Source organism: Pseudoxanthomonas kalamensis DSM 18571 (assembly GCF_010211745.1).
GTDB classification, from domain to species: Bacteria; Pseudomonadota; Gammaproteobacteria; order Xanthomonadales; family Xanthomonadaceae; genus Pseudoxanthomonas_A; species Pseudoxanthomonas_A kalamensis.
In genome coordinates this window covers 1-23,168 of sequence record NZ_PDWQ01000004.1, presented here as the reverse complement: position 1 = coordinate 23,168, position 23,168 = coordinate 1, and the positions used below count along the sequence as shown (strand labels likewise).

The window sequence follows — 23,168 nt, the reverse complement described above, 5'->3', positions numbered from 1 at the left end:
GCGATACGAATCAATGCGTAGCGGTGGCTGTCCGATGTGAATCCGGCTTGCCGGAAACCCGCACGCCGGCCACAAGCAACCATAGGCAGGTGCCGATTTCGCCGATCGAGGCCGGAAGCGTCACGTATTGGGCGAATGCGGAGCCCGTGTACTGGCCTGGCGCGAGCAGGTCCCCGAACACATCGACCAGGTAGCCGAAACAGCCGAGCACCAACAGCAGACCAAGGATTCTGGGCATGCGTCCAGAGCGATACACGAGATAGCCGAGCGGCAGCAGCCACAGGCCCCAGAACATCCGTGTCGCGACCAGGCCATTGCCGTAGGCATCCAGAGACTGCACAACCATGGCCTGCAATTGCGCAGGCGCCATCAGCTTGACGATATCGGCGTCGGTCAGCAGCGAAAGCGCATCGATGCGGTGACTCAACGCGGCCAAGGCAAGCGGAACCCCGACCGCCGCGAATGCGACCATGACGACTGCCGCCCTGCGATCGACATCGGCAAATATCCGGTACAGGGCCAGCGGCAACAGCAGGAATGCGGCCTGCTCGAGCATGAAGGAAGCAATGCCCAGTCGGAACAACGATTCCCGCGAGACAATGTTGGCGATGGTCGCGGGCCAGTCGTTTGCGACATTCACCTGCGAGGGTACGTAGCCTAGGCTGAAGATGCCGGTTACGACCACAACCAGATAGAGCATGCCGGCGAGACGCGCAGTTTTCTTCACGATGCCTCCGCCGCGACATTCTCCGTGGAAGACGATTCGGCAACGCGCTTGCCGCGCGCTCTTGCGATCATGCGCGTCACACCGTTGCTCAAGTCGTCCAGGATCGCGTAGATGGTCGGCAGGAACAGCAGGCTGACCGCGGTGGAGAACGCCAGACCGCCGGCGATGGCGCGCGCCATCGGCGCATAGGCCGGACCGTCGCCGAACAGCTGGGTATTGGTCAGCGAGATCGGCACCATCGCCAGGATCGCCGTGCCCATCGTCATCATGATCGGCCGCAGGCGTTCGCGGCTGCCCTCGACCAGCGCATCCGTGCGCGACATGCCGCGTCGCCGCAGGTTGTTGATGTGCTCGACCATGACGATACCGTTGTTCACCACCACGCCCATCAGCACCAGGATGCCGATGAAGGACATGATTCCGAACACCGTGCCGGTGATCCAGAACAGCCAGAACACGCCGAAGATCGAGAACAGCACCCCGCTCATGATCGCCGACGGGAACAGCAGTGATTCGAACACCGCCGCCATCACCACGTAGATCATGATCAGCGCGATCAACAGGTTGAACAGCATCTGCTGCATTGCCTCGGCATCATCCTGGAAATTGCCGCCGTCGAAGCTGTAGTTGTAGCCCGGCGGGAAGCTCATCGCCTTCAGCGCATCTTCCATTGCCTTGCGCCCGTCTGGCACGGTGACGTTCTCGGCCAGGTTGGCCTGGATGCTCAGCGTGGTCTGGCGGTTGCGACGATTGATCTGCGAGGCCGAAGGGGTCACTGCCACGTCCACCAGCGACATCAGCGGAACGTTGTCGCCATTCGGGGAGCGCACGGTGAATTCGGCCAGATCCTCGGCGCTGTACGATTCGGCACCATCGAATCTGGCCCACACCGACACTTCGGTGTCGCCACGGCGATAGTCGCGCAGTTGCGCACCGCGCAGCGCCAGGCCGACGAACTGGGCCACATCCTGCGCGTTGAAGCCGAAGGCAGCGGCGCGTTCGCGATCGACGCGAACGTTGAGTTCGGTGTTCTGGTCGCCGGTGTTCAGCCGCACGTCGCGCAGCTCCGGACGCCGCGACAGGATCGGAATGACCTCCCTGGCGATTTCCTCCAGCGTCTGGGTCGAGTCGCCGACCAGGTCGACCTGCACACTTGGACCACTGGACTGCCCGCCCCCGCCGCCGCCGGGGCCGCCATTGTTGCCGCCGATGCCAATATCGGCGCGCGCCGACTTCGGCAATCCCTTGCGCAGTTCCTCGGTCAGACGCTGGGTCTCGTCCGGGTTGGTGGTGTCGAACTTGACCACGGTGCCGCCACCGCCCTGCTCGCTGAACCACGAGTACACCTGGGTGATCTTCAGCTTGTCGCGGTTGGCGTCCAGGTACTGCTCGACCCGCAGCACTTCGTCGGAGATCTGTGCCTTCGAGTACGAGCCCTTGAACTGGTAGAAGATGTTCGTTTCGCCAGCCTTGCTGCCGCCGAACATGTCGGTCTTGGTGTGCGTCATCGGCCACAGGCTGACCAGGATCACCAGCAGGATGCCGAGGATGCTCCAGCCGCGGTGATCCAGTGTCCAGCGCAGCAGGCCGGCATAACGGCGCTGCAGGGCCGGAATCAGGCCGCTGGTGGTGTTCACCGCCGGAGGGGTCTTCATCCGCGCCGACAGCATCGGGATCAGGCTGATTGCCACCAGCCACGATGCCAGCAGCGACACCGAAATGGTGATCGCGATCTGCGACATGAAGATGCTGATGTTGTTGGTTTCGCCGAACAGATTGGGAACGAACACGATGCAGTGGCACAAAGTGCCGGCGCTGAGCGCAATCGCCACGCTACGGGTACCGACGATCGAGGCGCGGACCGGCTGGTCGGGGAAGCGCTCGCGTTCCTGGTAGATGCTTTCGACCACCACCACCGCGTTGTCGACCAGCATGCCGACCGCCAGCAGCAAGCCCATCATGGTCAGGATGTTGAGGGTGACGCCGGCGAAATGCATGAAGCCCAGGGTCATCACGAAACAGATCGGGATTGCCAGGGTCACCATCGCCGTCGACGGCCAGTGCCGCAGGAAGAAGAACAGCACCGCAATCGACAGCAGCAGACCGATCGCGCCGGCTTCGGCCAGTTCCAGCAGCGAGGAGGTCACCGCCTCGCCCTGGTTCTCGATCACCTTGGTCTGCACGTCGCTCAGGCGCGGCTGCGCGCGGATCTCGTCGACCTTGGCCAGCACCGCGCGAGAAACTTCCACCAGGTTGGCGTTGCGCTCCTTGAAGATGTCCAGGCCGACCGCCGGTTGGCCATCGAGCCGGCGCCCGTATTCCATCCGCACCGGCTTCAGGCGCACATCGGCGATATCGCCCAGGCGCACGCCATTGGCATTGATGACGAGGTCGCGCAGTTCCTGCAGATCCTTCAACTCGCCAACCGGCTGCACCCGCAGGCGCTGACCGTGGTCGTCGATCTGTCCGGCGGAAATGGAGAAGTTGATTGTTTGCAGGCGCTGGCTGAGCTCGTTCAGGCTCAGGCCGTGCGCGGTCAGGCGGTCGGCGGCGATGGCGATCTCCACCTCGCTCTGCGGCGCGCCCGAGACTTCGACCTTGGCGACCCCGGGAATGCGTTCCAGCGGCCGCTTGAACTCGCGGTCGATCATGTCGTACGCGCCGGTCAGGTCGATATTGCTGGCCAGCCGTACCCGCAGCACCGGCTGGTCGCTGCTGGACCACTTGAATACGAAGTAGCGCTGCAGGTCGTCCGGCAGGTCGGAACGGATCGCGTCGATCCGCTCGCGCGCTTCCGAAGCGGCGATGGCGACGTCGCGATCCCAGTCCGAGAATTCGATGAACACGCCGGCGCCGTCGGCGCTGGCCTGGCCGAACATGCGCTTGATCCCCGGCATCGTCGCCAGGGTTTCCTCGGCCGGCCGCAGGATCGTGCGCTCGACCTCTTCCGGAGTCGAGCCCGCGTACGGCAACTGCACGAACAGGAACGGCGCCGAGATGTCCGGCAAGGCTTCCAGCGGCAGGCGCACGGCGGCGATCAGGCCGATGACGAACATCGACACGAACATCATGATCGTGGTGACCGGACGGCGGATGCTGAACTCGGCGATGCTCATGTCGGCTGTGCCTCGCCTTCCCCGCCGTCCATGCCCAATGCCTCGCGGTTGCGGCGGCCGCGCTCGGCGTAGTACGCGTCCGGGCGACGATCCAGCAGGTCGTACACCACCGGGATGACCAGCAGGGTCAGCAGGGTGGATACCAACAGACCGCCGATCACGGTGATCGCCATCGGCGAACGCACCTCGGCGCCCTCGCCGAAGGCCAGCGCCAGCGGCAGGAAGCCGAACAGCGTGCACATGGTGGTCATGATGATCGGCCGCAGGCGCGAACGCGCGCCTTCCACCAGCGCCTCATGCTTGGCGATGCTCGCCTCGCGCAGCTGGTTGACCTTGTCGATCAGGATGATCGCGTTCTTGGTTACCAGTCCGACCAGCAGGATCAGGCCGATGAACACCACCACCGAGACCGGCGAGCGGGTCAGGAACAGCGCCAGCACCGCGCCGACCAGGGCCAGCGGGATGGTGAACAGGATCACGAACGGGTGCAGCAGCGACTCGAACTGCGATGCCATCACCAGGTAGACCAGGAATATCGCCAGGCCGAAGGCGAACAGCAGCGAACGCACCGACTCGCCGAGTTCTTCACCTTGGCCGCCGATGTGCATGCCGATGCCGGCGCCGAGCGGATTCTCGGCGACGATCTTCTGCACTTCCTCGACCGCACCGCCGAGGTCGATGCCGTTGAGGTTGGCCGAGACAATCGCTACCCGGATCTGGTCGGCACGATGGATCTCGCTGGGGCCAGTGGTGGCGACCACGTCGGCCACCGACTCCAGCAGCACCGGCTGCGCGCTGGTCGGGTTGACGATCAGCTTGCGGATGCTTTCCACGCTGTTGCGCTCGTCCTCGCGCGCGCGCACCAGCACGTCGATCTTGCGGTCGCGGAAGCTGTAGCGGGTCGCCACTTCGCCGCGCACCTTCTTCACCACCGCGTCGGCGATCTGCCGCGTGGTCAGGCCGAGCGCGCCAGCGCGTTCCTGGTCGAAGCGGATCTGGATTTCGGGGAAACCCTGCTCCACCGTCGACTTGACGTCGGTGTAGTGCGGATTGGCGCGCAGCAGTTCGGCCATGCGGCGGCCGGCCTTCTCGATGCCCTCCATGCTGGGGCCGTCGATCTCGATCTCCAGCGGCGCGGAGAAGCTGAACAGCTCGGGCCGGCTGAAATCGACCTGTGCTTCCGGGTACTTGCGCATGCTGGCACGCAGCTTGTCGGTTTCGGTAGCTTCCAGCTTCTCGCTGCCGCCACCGGCCATGACCACGGTCAGCTTGCCGACGTTCTCGCCGCTGTCGGTCGGGCTGGCATCCAGGCGAGTGCCGGTACCGCTGACGCCGTACAGGGTCTGGATGCCTTCATCGCCGTCGTGCTGTTGCTGCAAGCCACGGATCATGGCGTCGGTTTCGCGCAGCGGCGTGCCCGGCGGCAGTTTGGCGGTCATTTCGAAGCGGTCCTGCGCCAGCTGCGGGATCAGGTCGGCACCCAGCAGCGGCACCAGCAGCAGGCTGGCGGCAAATGCGGCGGCGGCCAGTCCCAGTACCAGCCATGGACGACGCAGGGCCGCCGGCAGCAGCTTCAGGTAGCCACCCTCGGCGCGGCCGTAGGGCGCCATCGCCAGATCGCTGGCCTTGCGCATCACCGGGCCGACCACGGCCTGCAGACCACGCCACACGCGCACCACGCTCCAGGCGATGCCGAAGAACACCCCGCGGATGGCCGCGCCGATGCCGTGACCGGTCGCTGCCAGCGGTTTCTGCAAGCGCGACTGCGGCTGCCAGCGCGGATGTGCCGGTTCCTCGGGGAACGCCAGCGGCGCCTTCGCCTTCAGTGCGCTCAGCATCGGGATCAGGGTCATGGCCACCAGTAGCGACACGCCGATGGCAATGGCCACGGTCAGGGCCTGGTCGCGGAACAACTGGCCGGCGATGCCTTCGACGAACACCAACGGCAGGAACACGGCGATGGTGGTCAGGGTCGAGGCGACCACGGCCATGCTGACTTCGCGGGTGCCGGCGATGGCCGCCTTCAGGATGCCCAGCCCGCGTTCGCGCGCCTTGGCGATGCTTTCCAGCACCACGATCGAGTCGTCCACCACCAGGCCGGTGGCCAGCGCCAAGCCGCCCAGCGACATCACGTTCAGGCTCAGGTCCAGCCGGTCCATGAAGAAGAACGTGGTGATGATCGACGCCGGCAGCGACAAGCTGATGACGAAGGTGCTCCAGCCGTCGCGCAGGAACAGGAAGATGATCAGGATGGCCAGCATGCCGCCGATCACCGCGTCGGTCTTGACGTCGCTGATCGCGTGGCGGATGAACACCGACTGGTCGTCGATGATGGTCAGTTCCATGTCGTGCGGCAACTGCGCGCGGATGCGCTGCAGCCGCGCGGAGATGGCGTCGGCGGTAGCGACGGTATTGGCGTCGCCTTCCTTGTACAGCGCCAGTTCGACCGCTTCCTTGCCGCCCAGGCGGATGATCGCTTCACGCTCCTTGTAGCCCTGTCGGACTTCGGCCACGTCCTTCAGCCGCACCGGCATGCCGCCGGCGGCGGTACTGGAGCCGGAGGAGGATGCGCTCTGCACCGACGCCGCCGCCGCCAGCACGCTGGCGTTGCCTGTGGTCGCGGCGATCGCGGCCATCTGCGCCGCGGCGTTGGCCGCGGCATTGCTGCCACCGCTCTGCGTGGTCACCAGCAGGTTGCGGATTTCGTCGATGCCGGCGAACTGGTTGACGGTGCGGACCAGGTACCGCTGCGAACCCTGTTCGAGCCGGCCGCCGGAGATGTTGATGTTCTCCTTCTGCAGGCGGTCGATCACGGTGTCGATGCTGAGGTTCAGCTGGGCCAGCTTCTGCTGGTCGATGTCGACTTGGATCTCGTCCTCCAGGCCGCCGCCGACCTTGACCGCGGCCACGCCGGCCACCGGCTCCAGTTTCTTCTTCAGATCGTCGTCGGCGTAGCGGCGCAGCTCGATCAGCTGGCGGATCTCGTCCTCCGGCGAGGCGGCGTCCTGCTTCGGCGACAGCACCAGACGCATGATCGGCTCGGTGGAGGGGTTGAAGCGCAGCAGCACCGGCTGCTCGGCTTCCAGCGGCAGCGACAGGATTTCCATCTTGTCGCGCACTTCCAGGCTGGCCTGGTCCATGTCGGTGCCCCAGGCGAATTCCAGCACCACGTCGCTCTGGCCGGTGCGCGACACCGACTTCAGTTTGCGCAGGTTCTTGACCACGCCGACCGATTCTTCGACCGGTTCGGTGATCAGGGTCTCGATCTCCGACGGCGCCGCGCCGGTGTATTCGGTGCGCACGGTCAGGGTCGGATAGCTCAGGTCCGGCAGCAGGTTGACCTTCAGCGAGACCAGTGCGATGACGCCGAACAGGACCATGGTGATCCAGAACATCGCCACGGTGACCCGGCGCCGGGTGGAGAATTCCACCAGTCCGCCGCCGCGCGTGCTGTCCTCGCCGGGACCGCGCATCTCTTCCCCGGAGGCCGGACTCATTGCTTGCTACCGTCTTCGGCGGCCGGCTTGGCGGCGGCCACCGGCTTCTTCTCCGGCTCGCCGATCACCTGCACCGCGCTGCCGTCGCGCAGGGCGATCTTGCCGGCGGTCACCACCTGGTCGCCGGCCTGCAGGCCCTTGCGCACCTCGGCCCATTCGCCGTCCAGGTAGCCCAGTTCGATCGGCACACGCACCGCCTTGCCGTCGCGGACCACGTACACGGCCTGGCTGTCCTGGCTGTCGTCCAGCAGTGCGACCCGCGGCACCACCAGCGCGTCGGTACGGGTGTCGTAGTCGATGCGGATGCGGCTGAACATGCCCGGCTGCAGCAGGTCGCCGCCGTCGAAGCCACAGACCACGCGGAAGGTGCCGCTGCCGGAGTCGACCACCGGCGCCACCCGCGCCACCACGCCGGTGAACGTGCGGCCCGGCAGTGCGTCCACGGCCATTTCCACCGGCTGCCCGGCCTTCATCGTCACCAGCTCGCGCTCGGGCACGTCCAGTGTCGCCTCCAGCCGCGAATTGTCGACGATGCGGAAGATCGGGGTGTTGATCTGCACGAAGTTGCCGGTCTTGATGCTGCGCGAGGCGATCACACCGGAAATCGGCGCGGTCACCGTGGTGTAGGACAGCTCCAGTTGCGCCGCGCGGTACTGGGCGCGGACGTTCTCCAGGTTGTAGCGGATCTCGTCGACGTCGTTGGCGCTGATCATCTGCTGGTTGACCAGCTTCTGCGCACGCGCGTAGTTGGCTTCCAGCTTGCGCATCTGCGCGGTGATCTGCGCCAGCGCCAGCCGGGGGCGGTCGGGGTCCAGTCGTACCAGCGGCTGCCCGGCACGAACGGCCTGCCCTTCTTCGACCAGCACGGCCAGGGCCACGCCCGAGGTCTTGGCCACCACCTGCGATTCGGCGCGCGGTTCCAGCGTCGAGGTGCCGGAATAGCTGGCGGCCACGGTCCGGTGCGCGGCCTTGGCCACTTCCACCGGCACCGCATCGACATTGGCTTCCTCGCCAGCCTTGGCTTGTGCCTTCTCACCCCCGGGACCGACCTTGCAGGCCCCCAGCATCAGGATCATGGCGCTGGCGAGCATGGCCGCGCGTGCAATCCGGCGTCCGTACGGTGGGGTGGTGGTTCGCATGGTGTAATAGCCGTTGTTTAGGTGTTGTACATAGGTATATCACCAAGTCAATGTGAGGCTCATGCGCCGAAGGTCATGGTGACCGTAGTGGGATGCCCGGACCGGCTTCAGGGTTGCAGCCATCTCATGCCGATGGCGACCTTTGTGAATGGCAGGCTATACTCGCGGCGGCCAAGCGCCGCGGCCTCATGCGGTGCCAGCACTTCCAAGGGAGCCTGAAACATTCCATGAAGCGACCGTTGCCGATCGCCGCCGGCCTGACCATGGCCGCCCTGCTGACCATGGCCGCCACCAGCGCCGCGCAGGAAGAAACTGTTCCTCCCGCCGCCGATGCGAGCGTCGAAGCCCCCGCTCCGGCCGCCGCAGAAGCCCCAGCCGTTGCCGGCCCGCTTGCGGGCAATGCCGAAACCGGGCGCACCCTGTCCTATACCTGTCAGGGCTGCCACGGCGTCACCGGCTACAAGAACGCCTACCCCAATTTCCACGTGCCGCTGATCGGCGGCCAGTCCGAGGCCTATCTGGTCCAGGCCCTGAGCGAATACAAGCAGGGCAACCGCAAGCACCCCACCATGCAGGCCCAGGCCCAGAGCTTTTCCGACCAGGACATTGCCGACCTGGCCGCCTATCTGTCCTCGCTGAAGAAGTAAGCCCTCCATGACGAACGCCGTGTACGCCCCGCGTCTAGCCATCGCCCTGTTCGCCGCGCTTGCCGTGGCCGCCTGCTCCAAGGTCGAAAACCCCGAAGTCTCCGCCGCCGATCCCGGCCATGCCAGCGGAGAGCATGGCTCCAGCTCGTCCGCCGGACTGCCGGACGGCCGCATCGCCCAGGGCGAGCAACTGGCCAGCGCCAAGGGTGCGGCCACCGGCCAGAGCTGCGTGGACTGCCACGGCGCCGAAGGCAACGCGCCGATCGACGACACCTATCCCAAGCTGGGCGGTCAGTACGGCGACTACATCGCCCATGCACTGCAGCAATACCGTGCCGGCGAGCGCGTGCACGTGCTGATGTCGCCGCAGGCCGCCGCGCTGAGCGACCAGGACATTTCCGACCTGGCCGCCTATTTCGGCTCGCGCACGACCCAATTACGCGATCTGCACGGCGTCGAATAAGCGTTCCTGCGGACTGGATGCATCCACGGGGCCGGATGGCCCCGTGTTTTTTTGTGGCATGTTGAATGTGTCTGTGACGAACGCTCAATTGCGATCTCGCCGACTGAGGAATATCCGTACAAGCAGCAAACCGACGAATGCCGCGACAGCCGCTTTAACCGCCGGTGAAGGAACAACGCCACTTTGCGGCCAGAAGGCCAGCCAGATCGCTACACCCGAGAAACCAGCAAGAACTGCCCATACCAGCCATCTGGCGGTCGGAACTGAAAACGGGACTGCAAGCATCGGAGCCGCGACAAGCAGAAATCCGACTCCATAAATCAGCATGCCCACCTGGCCCTGGTGAACATTGCCCGAAGCGACAATCACCAATAACAGCACGCCTATTCCGGCAAACATCACTCCGATCAGACCCGCCAACAGACTAGTGAGGCGCCGGAAAGTCATCCGCCAGTCTCCGGATTGCCATCGCTGCCGGTCTCGTCCGGTGGCAACGGATTGCGCTTGACCGGAATCTCCGGCGGCGGGCGGGCCTCGGCCGGCTGTGCGTTGATGTTCGGGTCGTACAGGCCGCAGCCGCCGCCCAGTTGCAGGACCGAAACCACGCACTTGACCCGCTTGTTGGTTCCCGGGATCGGCAGTTCGACTTCGCGGATATTCTTGCGGACCCATTCCTGCAGCAGGGATTCGCGCGGGACCCAGTACTGGTCGAACATGGTGGCGTCGTAGGGGTATTCGACCCGCTGCAGCCACTTGCTGCCGCGGTCGGCCTGGTAGGCCTGGTGCTGCTGGGTTCCGGGCGCGCCGCGCACCGGCTCGGCCGCCTGGCCGGCGCCGTCGGGCAGGCGCACGCTGCCATCCGCATTGAACAGCCCGCTGCCGTTGCCCGGTTGCGCGGAGGCGGCGCCCCAGTCATCGGTGGCGCGCGGCGTGATCGTGGCTCCCGGCGCGGCGCTGTTCGCTGACGGTGTGGCTGCCGCTGCCGAAGACGTCGAAGTCGACGGTGTCGCGGCAGCGGCAGGGCTGGGAACTGTGGGGGCAGGAATTTCGGCCTGCCGCATCGACATTTCCGGTGCGCGCACTTGGGGCGCTTCGACCGTTGATGCGGCGGTTCGTGGTGCGCGGATCTGCGGCAGCGGTTCGTCGACTTCGCGTACCTGCAGCTGCGGTTGCGTGGTGCGGATCGCCGTCGCATCGACGGGTTGCGCAGATGTCTGGGGAACACGAATGTCCTGCAACGGTTCGTTGACCTCGCGCTGGCGGAGCGCCGGCAAGGCCGTCTGCGTATCGGGAGCGCGCACCTCGGTCGGCAGCGGCTGCCGCGCGAGTGGCTGCGGGGTTTCCACCACGGTCACTTCACGTTCGCGCAGCTGCACTTCGGTCGTCCGCATCGAGGGCACGGGTACCTCGGTACGGACCGGCGCTGTCAGTACGAAATCGGTGGTCGGGCGTTCGGCCTCGGTGACCTGCAAAGGCTGCTCCGACACGGCGGGTTGCGGACGGTCTTCGGCATCGTCGGCTTGCGGCGCGGCGGCCGGGTGCGAGGCGGCTGTCGGGGATTCGGCGGCGGATCGCTGCGTCGTCGTCGGTTCCGCAGTTTGGGAGCCGTCATCGGCGGCATCCGTGCGATCGACCAGTTCCACCTGCACTCGGCTGCCGGAGCCCGAATCGGCCTGCGGCGGTGGCGGTGGTGGCAGATGGACCCAGGCCAGCACGATCAGCAGCACGGCGAACGCCAGATGCAGCAAGCCACTGAAGATCGCCGCGAACCAGCGCAGGCCGCGCTCCTCGCGCGGGGGCGGATCCCATTGCTGGTAGAACAGGCTGCGCAGGGTGCGCAGGCGCCCCATGATCCGCAGCCGCATCGGCGCCGGAGGCGCACGACCCGCCAGTTCCTCGGCCAGCGCCTGTGCCTGCACGTGTTCGATCCGCCCCAGCTTCTCCGGCTGCGCGCGTAGCCACAGTCCCCAGCCATGCGGCAGCCCGGTCTGGCGCTCCAGCAGCGGCGGCGACTGCCGGCCGGCCAGGGCTTCGATGATGTCGGCGGCTTTCGTCACCGGTGTTGCGGCGGCGTCAGGCGGCGTTGCCGCGCGGGATGTACGGCGCCTGCCCGGTATCGTGGTCGGTGATGTCGCGAACCGCGGTCACCCCCGGCACGCGCGCCAGCAGGGTCTTCTCGATGCCCTGCTTCAGCGTCACGTCGGCCATGCCGCAGCCGTTGCAGCCGCCGCCGAAACGTAGCCAGACTTCGCCGTCCGCGCCCACCTGCTCCACCGCCACGTGGCCGCGATGCTGCGCCAGCTGCGGATTGATCTCGTTCTCGACCACCCAACGCACCCGCTCGACCAGCGAAGCCGCCTCGCCCGGCGCTTCGCCCTTGATTCGCGGGGCCTTGATCGTCAGCTGGCCGCCGGTGTCGCGGCTGACGTAGTCGATTTCGGCACCATCCAGCCAGGCCACACTGTCGGCGGCCACGTAGAGGACGAAACCGTCGCAATCCACCGCCCATTCGTCGCCCAGCAATTCGGAAGCCTCGGCGAATTCCAGCCGCGCATCCGCGCGCGGCGTGCCCGGCTCGACCGCGGCCAGGCGCACGCCCAGTCCGGGCGATGCCTCGCGCTCGATCAATCTGCGAAAATGCGCCTGCGCCGGTTCGGATATCTGGATCATGCGGCTATTCTAGCCCCGGAACCCCGGCTTTCCGGCCCGCGCGCCGGCAACGTGCGTGGAATGTTCAGTTGCGCCCGACCAGCGCGAATCCAGCCATGGAGGAAGACCAGATGACCGACCTGATCCCGCTCGCGCAAGCGCACTGCCTGTCGCGCAAGGGCAGCGAACACCGGCTGCCCCCGGCGCGCATCGCCGAATTGATGCCGCAGCTGGACAACTGGGAACTGGCCGAAAACGGCCATGCCCTGCTCAAGACCTTCCGTTTCAACGACTACTACCGGACCATGGCCTTCGTCAACGCGCTGGCCTGGATGGCCCATCGCGAGGATCACCACCCCGATCTCGGCGTGCATTACGACCGCGCCGTGGTCCGCTATTCCACCCACGATGTCGGCGGTTTGAGCGAGAACGACTTCATCTGCGCGGCCAGGGCCGACGCCCTGCTGGAGAGCACGCCATGAACCTGAAGCCTGTCGTTACCCTTGCCTGCCTATTGGCGCTGGCCGCCTGCACGCCTTCGACCGACACCACCGCCCCGGCTGTCGCACCCACCGAACTGGCCGCGCTGCAGACGCCGCCACCGGAATATCCGCTGGAACTGGCGTGCGCCGACATCGGCGGCACGGTCACACTGTCGGTGACGGTCGGTACCGAGGGCAAGCCGACCGCGATCGAGCAGGTCGGCAGTAGCGGCGACGAGCGGCTGGACAGCGCCGCGCGCACGGCGGTCGAGGGCTGGCTGTTCAAGCCGGCCACGCGCAACGGCCAGGCCATCGCGCAGACCATCCGGGTGCCGGTCAGCTTCAATCCGCCGCAGCCGCGGCCGGATGCCTGCTTCGCGCTGGACGAACAACACTGACGCCGCGCTGCGAACGGACCCGCGCATGAGCGCCTGGATGCTGTACCTGTCCCTTGCCGCCGCCTCGACGGCCACCACGGTGCCTACGCCTCCGTCGCCACCACAGCCTGACGTGCATTACGAAGACGTGCAGGCGGTCGCGATCGGCGGCAGCGCGCAGCAGGCCCACGAGTTGCCCGAAGACATCGAAGCCGGTGAGCTGGAATTGCTGATCGTCGATGCGCACACCCTGCGGGTGCTCACCTGGCTGGCCCATGACGAACTGGACAAGGTCGATATCCGCGACCTGCGCGCCTGGCGCAGCGGCGACGAGATCCGCATCGTGGTGCCGCTGGTCGCGCGCATCGACAACCCGTTCGCGCCGCGCTGCTGCCAGGCCTGGACCGGACTGGACCTGACCCTGTCGGGACTGGAAGAGCTGCCGGCCCGGGTCGTCCTGCTGCGCCAGCAACGTCGGCTGGACTACGTCGGCGAGGAAACCCTCATTCCGGAAATGCCCTGATTCGGGCACCTCAGCCCAGCCGGTCCAGCGCCTCGGCCAGCTCCGGCGCCAGCGGCGCATTCAGCACGTAATCCTGGCCGTCCAGCTCGAACTCCAGCGAGGCGGCGTGCAGGAACAAGCGCTTCAGGCCGATCTTCTCGCGCAGGCGACGGTTGGCCTCGGCATCTCCGTACTTGTCGTCGCCGGCCACCGGATGCCCGATGTGTCTGGCATGCACGCGGATCTGGTGGGTGCGCCCGGTCTCGATCCGCACCTCGCAGTAGGAATGTCCCCCGCGCCGCTCCAGCACCCGGAAATGGCTCAGCGACGGCTTGCCGCCGGGATCGACCTGGACATGGCGCTCACCGCCCTGGCGCAGGCCCACGTGCAGCGGCGCGTCCACGCTCATCGTGCCGTCCGGCATTCGCCCGAGCAGCAGGGTCAGATAGCGCTTGCGGATGCCGTCGCCGCCCTCCTCGCGCATCAACGCCTGCAGCGCAGTCAGCGCCGAACGCTTCTTGGCCAGCACCAGCAAGCCCGAGGTGTCGCGGTCCAGCCGATGCACCAGTTCCAGCGATTGCCCCGGCCGCAGCGCCCGCATCGTTTCGATGGCGCCGTGGCTGATCCCGCTGCCGCCGTGGCTGGCCACGCCGGAGGGTTTGTCGATCACCAGCAGGCGGGCGTCCTCGAACACGATCGCCCGCTCCATCCGGCGCAGGAAGGCTTCCGGCGGTGTGGAGGCATCTCCGGGTGTGTTGAGACTGACCGGCGGAATGCGGACCTCGTCGCCGGCTTCCAGCTTGCGCTCGGCCTTGGCACGGCCACCGTTGACCCGAACCTGGCCGCTGCGGACCAGTTTGTAGACCAGGCTGCGGGGGGCGCCCTTCAGCTGGCCGAGCAGGAAGTTGTCCAGCCGTTGTCCGGCGCGGTCGGCCGGCACGGTCGCCATCCGCGCGGCGGCACGTACGACGCCGGGGCGCGGGCGGGGGGAGGTGGAATCCGGGTCGGTCATTCGAGCATTTATTCTGTTACACTCGCCGGGCGAGATAAGGGTTTGATTTCGCAGGAAGTTGCAACGGTCGTCCGGTCCGGACCCGCCCCAGGGCGGCCCCCGGCAGGCCGTGGGCCAGAAGCCCGGCTTTCCGCGATGGTGTCCGGAGCGCAACCACCACCCGCAGGGTGGACATGTTAGCGGCCTGATGCCCGACCCGGCCATCGCCCGGCGTGTCAGACGCCGGAGCTGAACATGTCCCGCGCGGTGCGGGGACAGGTCGCCTGACCGGCGCCCTCCCGGCCGCACGGCCCGCAACACGATTGACAATAAGAAGCGCTCCCGCGGCTTGCCGTGGTTGTCGAAGCGCTGGAGATCCGGCCACCCGGCCGCGCACGCGCGCGAAAGGGGCGCCGCCCCGCAAGGGGTCGTTGGTTCCAGAGACGAAACGCCACGGCGTTCCGCGCGGTAGCTGCGCGAGGAACGCAACAATGAAGCGTATGCTGATCAATGCCACGCAGGCGGAAGAACTGCGCGTGGCCATCGTCGACGGACAGACCCTGTATGACATCGACATCGAGCAGCCGTCCAGGGAACAACGCAAGTCCAACATCTACAAGGGCCGCATCACCCGGCTCGAGCCCTCGCTGGAAGCGGCCTTCGTCGACTACGGCGCCGAACGCCACGGCTTCCTGCCGCTGAAGGAAATCTCCCGCGACTACTTCCAGGCCGGTGCCGACCACAAGTCCGGCAACCTGCGCGAGCTGCTGCGTGAAGGCCAGGAAGTGGTGGTCCAGGTCGACAAGGACGAACGCGGAAACAAGGGTGCCGCGCTGACCACCTTCATCTCGCTGGCCGGCCGCTACATGGTGCTGATGCCCAACTCGCCCAGCGCCGGCGGCGTTTCGCGCCGGATCGAAGGCGAAGACCGCGCCGAACTGAAGCGGGCGATGGACGCGCTGAACATCCCCGACGAGATGGGCGTGATCATCCGCACCGCCGGCGTCGGCCGCGACGCCGAAGAACTGCAATGGGACCTGGACTACCTGCTCAGCGTCTGGCGTGCGATCGCCGAAGCCGCGCTCAGCAAGCCGGCCCCGTTCCTGATCTACCAGGAAAGCCGGCTGATCGTCCGTGCCCTGCGCGACTACCTGCGCGCCGACATCGGCGAGATCCTGGTCGACACCGAGGAAATGCACCAGACCGCGACCGAGTTCATGCAGCAGGTCATGCCGCAGAACCTGCGCAAGCTGAAGCACTACACCGACGATATTCCGCTGTTCAACCGTTTCCAGATCGAATCGCAGATCGAGGCCGCCTACGAGCGCGAAGTGCGGCTGCCGTCCGGCGGCGCCATCGTGGTCGACCAGACCGAGGCCCTGACCGCGATCGACGTCAACTCGGCGCGCGCCACCAAGGGCGGCGACATCGAGGAAACCGCGTTCCACACCAATCTGGAAGCCGCCGACGAAGTCGCCCGCCAGCTGCGCCTGCGCGATCTGGGCGGCCTGGTGGTGATCGACTTCATCGACATGGCCTCGAACAAGCACCAGCGCGAGGTCGAGAACCGCCTGCAGGGTGCGCTGAAGTACGACCGCGCGCGCGTGCAGCTCGGCCGCATCTCCAAGTTCGGCCTGATGGAGATGAGCCGCCAGCGCCTGCGTCCAAGCCTCGGCGAATCCAGCCAGATCGTCTGCCCGCGCTGCGAGGGCCACGGCCGCATGCGCAGCGTCGAATCGCTGTCGCTGTCGATCATCCGCGTGGCCGAAGAGCACGCGATGAAGGACAACACTGGCCAAGTGCTGGTGCAGGCGCCTATCGAGATCGCCAACTACCTGCTCAACGAGAAGCGCGGCGCACTGCGCGAAATCGAGCAGCGCCATGACGCGCCGATCATCATCGTCGCCGACGAGCAGTTGCAGACCCCGCACTACGAAGTCACCCGCATCCGCGAGAACGAGCTCAGCGAGGAATCCGGCAAGCCCAGCTACCAGCGTGGCACCCCGCGCAAGCTGCCGGTGCATGCACTGAGCAAGTCGCAGCTGAACATCCCGCCGGCCCCGGCGGTGACTTCGGTCAAGCACACGCAGCCGGCTCCGGTGCGCGAGCCCGAGCCGGCCCCGGTTGCGGCGGCGGCCCCCGCCCCGGTGCAGGCACCCGCCTCCGGCGGTGTGTTCGGCTGGTTCAAGCGCCTGCTCGGCAGCGCCGACACGGCACCCGAACCGACCCTGGCCGAACAGACCCGCAAGGCTGCGCCCGAGACCTCACAGCGGGATTCCCGCCAGCGCCGCAATGGCCGCAACAATGGCCAGGGCCGCAATGGCGGCAAGAACCGCCAGGAATCGCGCCGCGACGACAGCCGCGCATCCGGCAAATCGCAGCAGCAAGCGACCGGCAAGACCTCGAACAAGAACAAGGACGACACTCCGCAGCCGACCAAGCAAAAGTCGCCGCGCCCGCCGCGCAAGGAAACGACGCCCAAGCCGGCTCCGGTCGCTGCGGAAGCCGAAACCGCGCCGGTCGATCCCGTCGCCGTAGCGGCTGCCGTTCCGGCCGCGGTCGCCGATGATGCGCTGCCGCAGGTCGAAGCCGTCGCGACGACAGCAACCGATGCCGCCAACCCGGCTGCTGAGGCTGCGGCAGAAGGCAATGCCGAGGGCGGCAGCCGCCGCCGCCGAGGGCGCCGTGGCGGACGCCGTCGCCGCAAGACCGGCGATGCCGCCGCGACCGGTAGCGAGAACGAGACCAGTGCCGACAACGATATGTCGGGCGACGACACGGTAATCGCCATCAGTCAAGCGCAGCCGGAATTCGACTTCGACGACGTCGCCATCCCGGCGGCGGCGCAGCCGGAAGTTCGCGCGGCTGCGGTTGCACCGGAGGAATCTGTTCCGGAGCCGGTATTACCAGCTGCCGTCGCGGACGTCGCCGTCGAAACTGAAACCGTTGTTGCGACGACGCCCCAGGTCTCGCTGTTCGAGGCCCAGGGCACCGAGGCCGACGTTCCGACCGAAACGCCTGCACCGACAGAAGTCACGGCCAGTGTCGCGGAAATCGCGAATGCGCTTTCCGACGAAATCGGCACCCTCGAAGGGACTCCGCTACCGGAGCAGAGGGTCGATGCGCAAGCGATCGTGCAGGAAGCGGAGCCCGTTCCGGCATCAGTTGCCGAAACCGAAGCCATTGCCGAGGAGACGACGATCATCGCCGCTGCTCCTGTGGCATCACCGGAGCCGGATTACAACGGCTCGCTGTTCTTCACCGCCGATATCGACACCCCGGCCTCGGTGATCCGTCACCTGATCGATCCTTCCCCGGCGTCGCTGCCGGTCGAATCGGAAGACGACGAAGACGCCGAAACCGGCGAACTGTCAGCTACGACGCTGGCGGCCGACGACGCGGCGGCGACCGATGGCGAGGACGGGCGGCACAACGCCTGATCCGTACAGGCCTGATCCGTATAGCGGCCGGGTTTCCGGCCGCTGCAGTCCTGCGCAAGATCGAAAGCCCGGTGCGTGCGCCGGGCTTTTGCTTTACAGCGAATGCGCGCTGTCGACCAGTCCGTACTGGGTCGCCAACCGGGCCAGGGCGATGTTGTCCTGCACCCCGGCTTTCTCGAACAGTCGGGTCTTGTGCGTGTTGACGGTCTTGGCACTCAGGCTGAGCCGCTTGGCGATTTCTTCCTGACGCAATCCCTGCACCAGCAGCATGGCCACTTCCAGTTCGCGCGGCGACATCTGGTCGAACGGCGATCCGTTGCCGGCGACGGTGTTCAGAGCCAGGTTCTGCGCGATGCTGCTGCCGAGGAAGCGCTTGCCGCGCGAAGTATCGCGGATGGCGCGCAGCAATTCGCCGGCATCGCCGGCCTTGCCGACATAGCCGGCGGCACCGGCTTCCAGCAGCCGCTTCGGCAGCGGACCGTCCTCCAGCACCGACACGATCACGACCCGGGTACCGAGGTCGGAGCGGACAATGCGCTCGGTGATCTCCAGCCCGCTCAGTCCCGGCAGGTGCAGATCGCACAGCACTACGTCAGGTTTCAGCTTGCGCACCTGCGGCAGGGCTTCTTCGCCGCTGTCCGCTTCGCCGACCACTTCGATGTCGGTCTCGCCGGCGAGGATCATCTTCATCCCTGCCCTGACCAGCGCGTGATCGTCTATCAGGAATACGCGTATCGTCATCCTAACCTCCGCTTTCCATTCCCTGAATACGAGCCTAATCGCCGATGGCGACCGGAACAAGGGATAGTCTGACGAGTGGCGACCAGATGTGACATGTCATCACTATAAAGCAGTCCATGGCGAAGGCGATCGCAGGATCGACAGCCCTCCTCGACTCCTGCAGGCCTGCTTCAACCTCTGACCATTTTCTCCAGCCGGCCTGTTTTCCAGTAGTACTGGTGTGCCAGAGCCAGGGCGACATGTACGGCAATCAGCGTCCAGAACAATGGTCGGATGACTTTGCCATGCAGCAGCAGCGCGCTGGCGTTGCCGTGATAGTGAATCAGCAGGCCGGTGATCGGCGTGGCGAAGAACAGCAGATAGAAGGTCCACTGCCCGGCTCGCGCCAGCCCGCGGAAGAACACCGGAACCCGGGTCGGTGTCGAGGGAACGCCCCTGCCCAAACGCAGGAACAGCCGAATCAGCGCCAGAACCAGTACGGCGATACCGATGCAGATGTGGGCCCGGGCCGGCAACACGAACCCCAAGTCCAACCCTGTGCCGCCCATGCCTTGCGGAAACAGCAGGTTGCACAGAATCAGCAGCACCATGGCCCAATGCAGGAGCCGCTGCGACAATGAAAACGAGGATGGCGAGGCACGCATGCTGGCACCCAGTCGGCAATTCCGGCACCCCTGCCCATACGCATGCCCAAGTCGAGACCGTGGAGCAATGGCCGAAAAGGGCAAGCTCATGTGTCAGGGGATGTCTTGCATGATGATCGAACCTGAGCAGACCATCATTGAGCACGATCAAGTGGCGGAGAGGGTGGGATTCGAACCCACGGAAGGTTTGACCCTTCGCCGGTTTTCAAGACCGGTGCCTTAAACCGCTCGGCCACCTCTCCGGATCGCTTGGCGCCGGTATTCTCGCACGAAGCCGGGACGTTTCAGCCGACCTGCGCCAGCTCCGCCTTCGGCATCTCCGGCACGGCCTTGTCGCACTTGCCGCCGCAGTCCAGCCGCGAAGCCTCGATCTGCTGCGGCAGATGTTCGGCCAGGAAGTCGATGAACACCCGCACCGCTGGCAGCATGCCGCGACGCGAAGCGAATACCGCGTGGCAGATGCCTTGCGGCAGCGACCACTGCGGCAGCACCACCTCAAGTTCGCCGCTGCTCACCGCATCGGCGCAGACCGTTTCCGGCAACAAGGTGATGCCGTGCCCGTCCCTGGCCAGCGCCTTGAGCAGCGGGAAATCCGAGCCGGCCAGCCGCGGTTGCAGTTCGATCCGCCGCACCTCGCCGTCCGGGCCATGCAGTTCCCAGCGCTGGCGGGCCTCGTCCTCGCTGATGCTCAGGGTGACGTGTTCGGTCAGATCCTCGGGAATCTGCGGCCGTCCGGCGCGCCGCAGGTATTTCGGACTGGCCACCAGCAACTGCTGGATGTGGCCGAAACTGCGCATGACCAGGCTGCCGTCGTCGTCGAGCCTGGCGCGCACCCGCAGGGCCACGTCGTAGCCCTCGTTGATGATGTCGACCCGGCGGTTGTTGACGTGCAGTTGCAGCCGGACCTTGGGGTACTTGTCGAGAAACTGCGGCAGGATCTTCGGCAACTGCATCTGCGCCACCGCCACCGGCACGCTGACCCGCACCACCCCGCGCGGCTCGGCGCTGAGCCGGTCGACCACTTCGCGCGCGGCCTGGGCCTCGGCCAGCATGGTCTGTGCATGGCGATGCACGCTCATGCCGACGTCGGTGACCGCGAAACGGCGGGTGGAACGCTGCAGCAGACGCACGCCCAGGTCGGCTTCGAGCTGGCTGATGCGCCGGCTCAGCCGCGACTTGGGAATGCCCAGCGCGCGCTCGGCGGCGGCGAAACCGCCGTGGTCGACCACCATCGCGAAGTAATACAGGTCGTTGAGGTCGTTCTGCATAACAGAAATTCCACAAATGGAACAAACAGTGATATTTAATCCTCTTTATTCCACCAAAGCAACAGAGGAGGATGCGGCCCCAGTGGCAACGGTGCCGGAACAGGAGACCTCACATGAAACTATTGCACATCGACAGCAGCGCGCTGAGCGAACAATCGGTCAGCCGCCAGCTCGGCAACGCCATCGTATCCCGCTGGCGCGACGAAATGCCCGGCCTGCAGGTCACCCATCGCGACCTCGATGCCGATCCCCTGCCCCATCTGACCGCCGCCGCGCTGGCCGGTACCGACTCGGTCGCCAGTCGCAGGGCCGAACAGGTGCTGCAGGAATTCCTCGACAGCGACATCGTGGTCATCGGCGCGCCGATGTACAACTTCGGCATTCCGTCCACGCTGAAGGCCTGGATCGACCGCGTGGCCGTTGCCGGCAAGACGTTCCGTTACACCGAACAAGGCCCGCAAGGGCTGGCAGGCGGCAAGAAGGTCATCATCGCCAGCGCGCGCGGCGGTCTGCACAGCGGGTCGCCGGCCGATTTCCAGGAACCGTACCTGAAAGCGGTACTGGCCTTCCTGGGCATTGAGGACGTGGAATTCGTCCGTGCCGAAGGGCTGGCCCTCTCGCCGCAGCACCGGCTCGAGGCCATCGATGCCGCGCTGGCGGCGATCCCGTCGCCGCTGCGCAAGGCGGCCTGAGCCGGCAACGGTTCCCCAAAGCGGTATCTCTCCATCGGCCCGCCCTGCGGGCCGCTTTTTTGCGCAACGCGCGTCCCGCTCAGGCGATCCGCTCGGCCCCACCCATGTGCGGGCGCAGGACCTCGGGTACGTCGATCGAGCCGTCGGCGTTCTGGTAGTTCTCCATCACCGCGATCAGGGCGCGGCCCACGGCCACGCCGGAGCCATTCAGCGTGTGCACCGGCTCCGGCTTGCCGGTCTCCGGGTTGCGCCAGCGCGCCTGCATGCGACGGGCCTGGAAGGCCTCGCAGTTGGAGCAGGAGGAAATCTCGCGATAGGTCTGCTGCGACGGCAGCCAGACCTCCAGGTCGTAGGTCTTGGCGGCGGAAAACCCCATGTCGCCGCTGCACAACTGCATGCGCCGATACGGCAGCCCCAGCGTCTCCAGCACAGCCTCGGCGCAGCGGGTCATGCGCTCCAGTTCGCCGTAACTGTCTTGCGGACGGACGATGCTGACCATCTCGACCTTCTCGAACTGGTGCTGGCGGATCATGCCCCGCACGTCGCGGCCGCCGCTGCCGGCTTCGGATCGGAAGCACAGCGAGTGTGCGGTCATCCGCAGCGGCAGTCGCTCGGCTTCGACGATCTCGTCGCGGACCACGTTGGTCAGCGCGATCTCCGAAGTCGAAATCAGGTAGCGACGGTGTTCGCCCAGCTGGGTGACGAACATGTCCTCCTCGAACTTCGGCAACTGGCCGGTGCCGAACAGGCTGTCGGCATTGACGATCACCGGTACGTTGGTTTCCTCGTAGCCGTGTTCGCCGCTGTGCAGATCCAGCATGAACTGCGCCAGCGCGCGGTGCAGCCGAGCCAGCTGCCCGCGCAGCACGGTGAAGCGGGCGCCGGACAGCTTGGCTGCGGTTTCGCCGTCCAGCCAGCCGTGACGGGCGCCGAGATCGACATGGTCCTTGACCGGAAACTCGAACATCCGCGGCGTGCCCCATCGGTGTTGTTCGACATTGCCCGACTCGTCGGCGCCGACCGGCACGCTTTCGTGCGGCAGGTTGGGAATGCCCATGGCCAGCGCGTCCAACCGGTTGCGGATGCCGTCCAACTCGGCCTCAGACGCCTTCAGCTCATCGCCGAAACCGGCCACCTCGGCCATGATCGCCGTAGTGTCCTCGCCCCTGGCCTTCATTTGGCCGATCGCCTTGGAGCGGGTGTTGCGCAGGTTCTGCAGTTCCTGGGTGCGCACCTGGATCTGCTTGCGGCGCGACTCCAGCTCGCCCAGTGTAGCGACATCGAGGTCGTAGCCACGGGTTTCCTTCAGGCGTCGGGCAAGGTCTTCGGGCTGCTGGCGCAGCAGGCTGGGGTCGAGCATGGAATCGGTCGATCTGCGAAACGGACGGCAATTATCGCCGGTTCCGGCTGCGATTGCCCGATCAGCAGTCGCTCATCTGCGGCCGGCGGGCTGTGCCAGAATCGGGACACAGCACCGGAACCGACATGAGCCCAGCCAAACCCTCCGAATCCGACGACGCCTTCGTGCTCCGCCTGCCGCGCCACAGCCTGCAGATTGTCGCCGCGGCCTTCGTCATCGGCCTGCTGCTGTTCCTGCTGGTGTGGTGGAAGGCACACGACGAGCAGTTCTACACGGTGGAGCCGGTTGCCGCCCCGGAGGCTGCATTGCCGGAAGCCCTGCCCGAACCGCTGTCCGGCGGCATGTCGACCAGCCGGATGCAGGTGCCGGAGACGGCGTCTGACGGCGAGCATCCGCAACTGGTGGAAACCACCCCTGTCTCTTATAAACATCT

The 23,168-nt window shown here is 66.3% G+C and carries 19 protein-coding genes, 1 tRNA gene and 1 pseudogene; 8 read left to right on the top strand and 13 right to left on the bottom strand.

The genetic code is table 11. The annotated features are described in order from the left end of the window. Positions 1 to 10: 10 nt before the first annotated feature. From CSC70_RS08690 to CSC70_RS08675, 4 genes are read right to left on the bottom strand one after another with little or no spacing between them, the layout of a single operon-like run. Entirely contained in the window at positions 11 to 727 is a 717-nt protein-coding gene (locus CSC70_RS08690) for a DUF4386 domain-containing protein (protein WP_246189375.1), read from the bottom strand. Next, the gene (locus CSC70_RS08685; protein WP_162456289.1) at positions 724 to 3,843 is read right to left on the bottom strand and encodes an efflux RND transporter permease subunit; all 3,120 of its coding nucleotides are present in this window, start codon (positions 3,841 to 3,843) and stop codon (positions 724 to 726) included. Before CSC70_RS08685 ends, CSC70_RS08690 begins: the two co-directional genes overlap by 4 nt. Beyond that, on the bottom strand, positions 3,840 to 7,340 hold the full coding sequence (locus CSC70_RS08680; protein ID WP_162456288.1) for an efflux RND transporter permease subunit: 3,501 nt from the start codon (positions 7,338 to 7,340) through the stop codon (positions 3,840 to 3,842). Before CSC70_RS08680 ends, CSC70_RS08685 begins: the two co-directional genes overlap by 4 nt. Beyond that, complete coding sequence (locus CSC70_RS08675; protein WP_162456287.1) at positions 7,337 to 8,479, bottom strand: efflux RND transporter periplasmic adaptor subunit; 1,143 nt, start codon at positions 8,477 to 8,479, stop codon at positions 7,337 to 7,339. The genes CSC70_RS08680 and CSC70_RS08675 overlap by 4 nt, the downstream gene beginning before the upstream one ends. A 227-nt stretch (positions 8,480 to 8,706) precedes the next feature. Here CSC70_RS08675 and CSC70_RS08670 point away from each other — a divergent pair, with 227 nt between their 5' ends. Together CSC70_RS08670 and CSC70_RS08665 are read left to right on the top strand one after the other, a co-directional pair. Continuing rightward, the gene (locus CSC70_RS08670; RefSeq protein ID WP_211369459.1) at positions 8,707 to 9,126 is read left to right on the top strand and encodes a c-type cytochrome; all 420 of its coding nucleotides are present in this window, start codon (positions 8,707 to 8,709) and stop codon (positions 9,124 to 9,126) included. Between the two features lie 7 nt (positions 9,127 to 9,133). After that, positions 9,134 to 9,589 carry a c-type cytochrome gene (locus CSC70_RS08665; protein ID WP_162456286.1) on the top strand — a complete coding sequence of 152 codons (456 nt, stop codon included), beginning with the start codon at positions 9,134 to 9,136 and terminating at the stop codon, positions 9,587 to 9,589. Between the two features lie 84 nt (positions 9,590 to 9,673). On the opposite strand, the gene CSC70_RS08660 is transcribed toward CSC70_RS08665, so the two are convergent. The 3 genes from CSC70_RS08660 to CSC70_RS08650 are packed head-to-tail and all read right to left on the bottom strand — an operon-like array spanning position 9,674 to position 12,259. Continuing rightward, the gene (locus CSC70_RS08660) at positions 9,674 to 10,036 is read right to left on the bottom strand and encodes a hypothetical protein (protein ID WP_162456285.1); all 363 of its coding nucleotides are present in this window, start codon (positions 10,034 to 10,036) and stop codon (positions 9,674 to 9,676) included. After that, positions 10,033 to 11,646, bottom strand: a complete 1,614-nt coding sequence (locus CSC70_RS08655) for a hypothetical protein (RefSeq protein WP_162456284.1) — start codon at positions 11,644 to 11,646, stop codon at positions 10,033 to 10,035. Before CSC70_RS08655 ends, CSC70_RS08660 begins: the two co-directional genes overlap by 4 nt. Before the next feature lie 16 nt (positions 11,647 to 11,662). Beyond that, positions 11,663 to 12,259, bottom strand: a complete 597-nt coding sequence (locus CSC70_RS08650; protein WP_162456283.1) for an NfuA family Fe-S biogenesis protein — start codon at positions 12,257 to 12,259, stop codon at positions 11,663 to 11,665. 110 nt (positions 12,260 to 12,369) lie between these two features. On the opposite strand from CSC70_RS08650, the gene CSC70_RS08645 reads away from it, so the two are divergent. The 3 genes from CSC70_RS08645 to CSC70_RS08635 are packed head-to-tail and all read left to right on the top strand — an operon-like array spanning position 12,370 to position 13,620. Continuing rightward, complete coding sequence (locus CSC70_RS08645) at positions 12,370 to 12,720, top strand: 4a-hydroxytetrahydrobiopterin dehydratase (protein ID WP_162456282.1); 351 nt, start codon at positions 12,370 to 12,372, stop codon at positions 12,718 to 12,720. Beyond that, a complete protein-coding gene (locus CSC70_RS08640; protein WP_162456281.1) occupies positions 12,717 to 13,118 on the top strand; it encodes an energy transducer TonB in 402 nt (133 codons plus the stop codon). The genes CSC70_RS08645 and CSC70_RS08640 overlap by 4 nt, the downstream gene beginning before the upstream one ends. A 25-nt stretch (positions 13,119 to 13,143) precedes the next feature. Further along, positions 13,144 to 13,620, top strand: coding sequence for a hypothetical protein (locus tag CSC70_RS08635; RefSeq protein ID WP_162456280.1), 477 nt, complete (start codon positions 13,144 to 13,146; stop codon positions 13,618 to 13,620). A 10-nt stretch (positions 13,621 to 13,630) separates the two neighbouring features. Here the strand turns inward: CSC70_RS08635 and CSC70_RS08630 are convergent, their stop codons facing one another. Continuing rightward, the gene (locus CSC70_RS08630) at positions 13,631 to 14,611 is read right to left on the bottom strand and encodes an RluA family pseudouridine synthase (protein ID WP_162456279.1); all 981 of its coding nucleotides are present in this window, start codon (positions 14,609 to 14,611) and stop codon (positions 13,631 to 13,633) included. 470 nt (positions 14,612 to 15,081) lie between these two features. Between CSC70_RS08630 and CSC70_RS08625 the strand changes: the two genes are divergently transcribed. Further along, the gene (locus CSC70_RS08625; RefSeq protein WP_162456278.1) at positions 15,082 to 18,030 is read left to right on the top strand and encodes an Rne/Rng family ribonuclease; all 2,949 of its coding nucleotides are present in this window, start codon (positions 15,082 to 15,084) and stop codon (positions 18,028 to 18,030) included. A 93-nt stretch (positions 18,031 to 18,123) separates the two neighbouring features. On the opposite strand, the gene CSC70_RS08620 is transcribed toward CSC70_RS08625, so the two are convergent. The 4 genes from CSC70_RS08620 to CSC70_RS08605 form a co-directional block, all read right to left on the bottom strand. Further along, complete coding sequence (locus CSC70_RS08620) at positions 18,124 to 18,771, bottom strand: response regulator (protein WP_162456277.1); 648 nt, start codon at positions 18,769 to 18,771, stop codon at positions 18,124 to 18,126. A gap of 170 nt (positions 18,772 to 18,941) precedes the next feature. Next, positions 18,942 to 19,415 (bottom strand): cytochrome b, encoded by a 474-nt coding sequence (locus CSC70_RS08615; RefSeq protein WP_281349601.1) that lies wholly within the window; start codon positions 19,413 to 19,415, stop codon positions 18,942 to 18,944. A gap of 152 nt (positions 19,416 to 19,567) precedes the next feature. Continuing rightward, positions 19,568 to 19,657, bottom strand: a tRNA-Ser gene (locus CSC70_RS08610). 42 nt (positions 19,658 to 19,699) lie between these two features. After that, a complete protein-coding gene (locus CSC70_RS08605) occupies positions 19,700 to 20,683 on the bottom strand; it encodes a LysR family transcriptional regulator (RefSeq protein WP_162456275.1) in 984 nt (327 codons plus the stop codon). Positions 20,684 to 20,796: 113 nt separating this feature from the next. Here CSC70_RS08605 and CSC70_RS08600 point away from each other — a divergent pair, with 113 nt between their 5' ends. After that, on the top strand, positions 20,797 to 21,375 hold the full coding sequence (locus tag CSC70_RS08600; protein WP_162456274.1) for an FMN-dependent NADH-azoreductase: 579 nt from the start codon (positions 20,797 to 20,799) through the stop codon (positions 21,373 to 21,375). A 79-nt stretch (positions 21,376 to 21,454) separates the two neighbouring features. Here the strand turns inward: CSC70_RS08600 and serS are convergent, their stop codons facing one another. Continuing rightward, on the bottom strand, positions 21,455 to 22,735 hold the full coding sequence (gene serS / locus CSC70_RS08595) for a serine--tRNA ligase (protein ID WP_162456273.1): 1,281 nt from the start codon (positions 22,733 to 22,735) through the stop codon (positions 21,455 to 21,457). 125 nt (positions 22,736 to 22,860) lie between these two features. On the opposite strand from serS, the pseudogene CSC70_RS14680 reads away from it, so the two are divergent. After that, positions 22,861 to 23,168 (top strand): annotated as a pseudogene (locus CSC70_RS14680) (energy transducer TonB); the annotation flags it as partial.

Bases quoted from the DNA above. Each gene is read 5' to 3' on its own strand.
- CSC70_RS08685 (WP_162456289.1), bottom strand. From the start codon at position 3,843: ATGAGCATCGCCGAGTTCAGCATCCGCCGTCCGGTCACCACGATCATG.
- CSC70_RS08680 (WP_162456288.1), bottom strand. From the start codon at position 7,340: ATGAGTCCGGCCTCCGGGGAAGAGATGCGCGGTCCCGGCGAGGACAGC.
- CSC70_RS08675 (WP_162456287.1), bottom strand. From the start codon at position 8,479: ATGCGAACCACCACCCCACCGTACGGACGCCGGATTGCACGCGCGGCC.
- CSC70_RS08670 (WP_211369459.1), top strand. From the start codon at position 8,707: ATGAAGCGACCGTTGCCGATCGCCGCCGGCCTGACCATGGCCGCCCTG.
- CSC70_RS08665 (WP_162456286.1), top strand. From the start codon at position 9,134: ATGACGAACGCCGTGTACGCCCCGCGTCTAGCCATCGCCCTGTTCGCC.
- CSC70_RS08660 (WP_162456285.1), bottom strand. From the start codon at position 10,036: ATGACTTTCCGGCGCCTCACTAGTCTGTTGGCGGGTCTGATCGGAGTG.
- CSC70_RS08650 (WP_162456283.1), bottom strand. From the start codon at position 12,259: ATGATCCAGATATCCGAACCGGCGCAGGCGCATTTTCGCAGATTGATC.
- CSC70_RS08645 (WP_162456282.1), top strand. From the start codon at position 12,370: ATGACCGACCTGATCCCGCTCGCGCAAGCGCACTGCCTGTCGCGCAAG.
- CSC70_RS08640 (WP_162456281.1), top strand. From the start codon at position 12,717: ATGAACCTGAAGCCTGTCGTTACCCTTGCCTGCCTATTGGCGCTGGCC.
- CSC70_RS08635 (WP_162456280.1), top strand. From the start codon at position 13,144: ATGAGCGCCTGGATGCTGTACCTGTCCCTTGCCGCCGCCTCGACGGCC.
- CSC70_RS08630 (WP_162456279.1), bottom strand. From the start codon at position 14,611: ATGACCGACCCGGATTCCACCTCCCCCCGCCCGCGCCCCGGCGTCGTA.
- CSC70_RS08625 (WP_162456278.1), top strand. From the start codon at position 15,082: ATGAAGCGTATGCTGATCAATGCCACGCAGGCGGAAGAACTGCGCGTG.
- CSC70_RS08620 (WP_162456277.1), bottom strand. From the start codon at position 18,771: ATGACGATACGCGTATTCCTGATAGACGATCACGCGCTGGTCAGGGCA.
- CSC70_RS08615 (WP_281349601.1), bottom strand. From the start codon at position 19,415: ATGCGTGCCTCGCCATCCTCGTTTTCATTGTCGCAGCGGCTCCTGCAT.
- CSC70_RS08605 (WP_162456275.1), bottom strand. From the start codon at position 20,683: ATGCAGAACGACCTCAACGACCTGTATTACTTCGCGATGGTGGTCGAC.
- CSC70_RS08600 (WP_162456274.1), top strand. From the start codon at position 20,797: ATGAAACTATTGCACATCGACAGCAGCGCGCTGAGCGAACAATCGGTC.
- serS (WP_162456273.1), bottom strand. From the start codon at position 22,735: ATGCTCGACCCCAGCCTGCTGCGCCAGCAGCCCGAAGACCTTGCCCGA.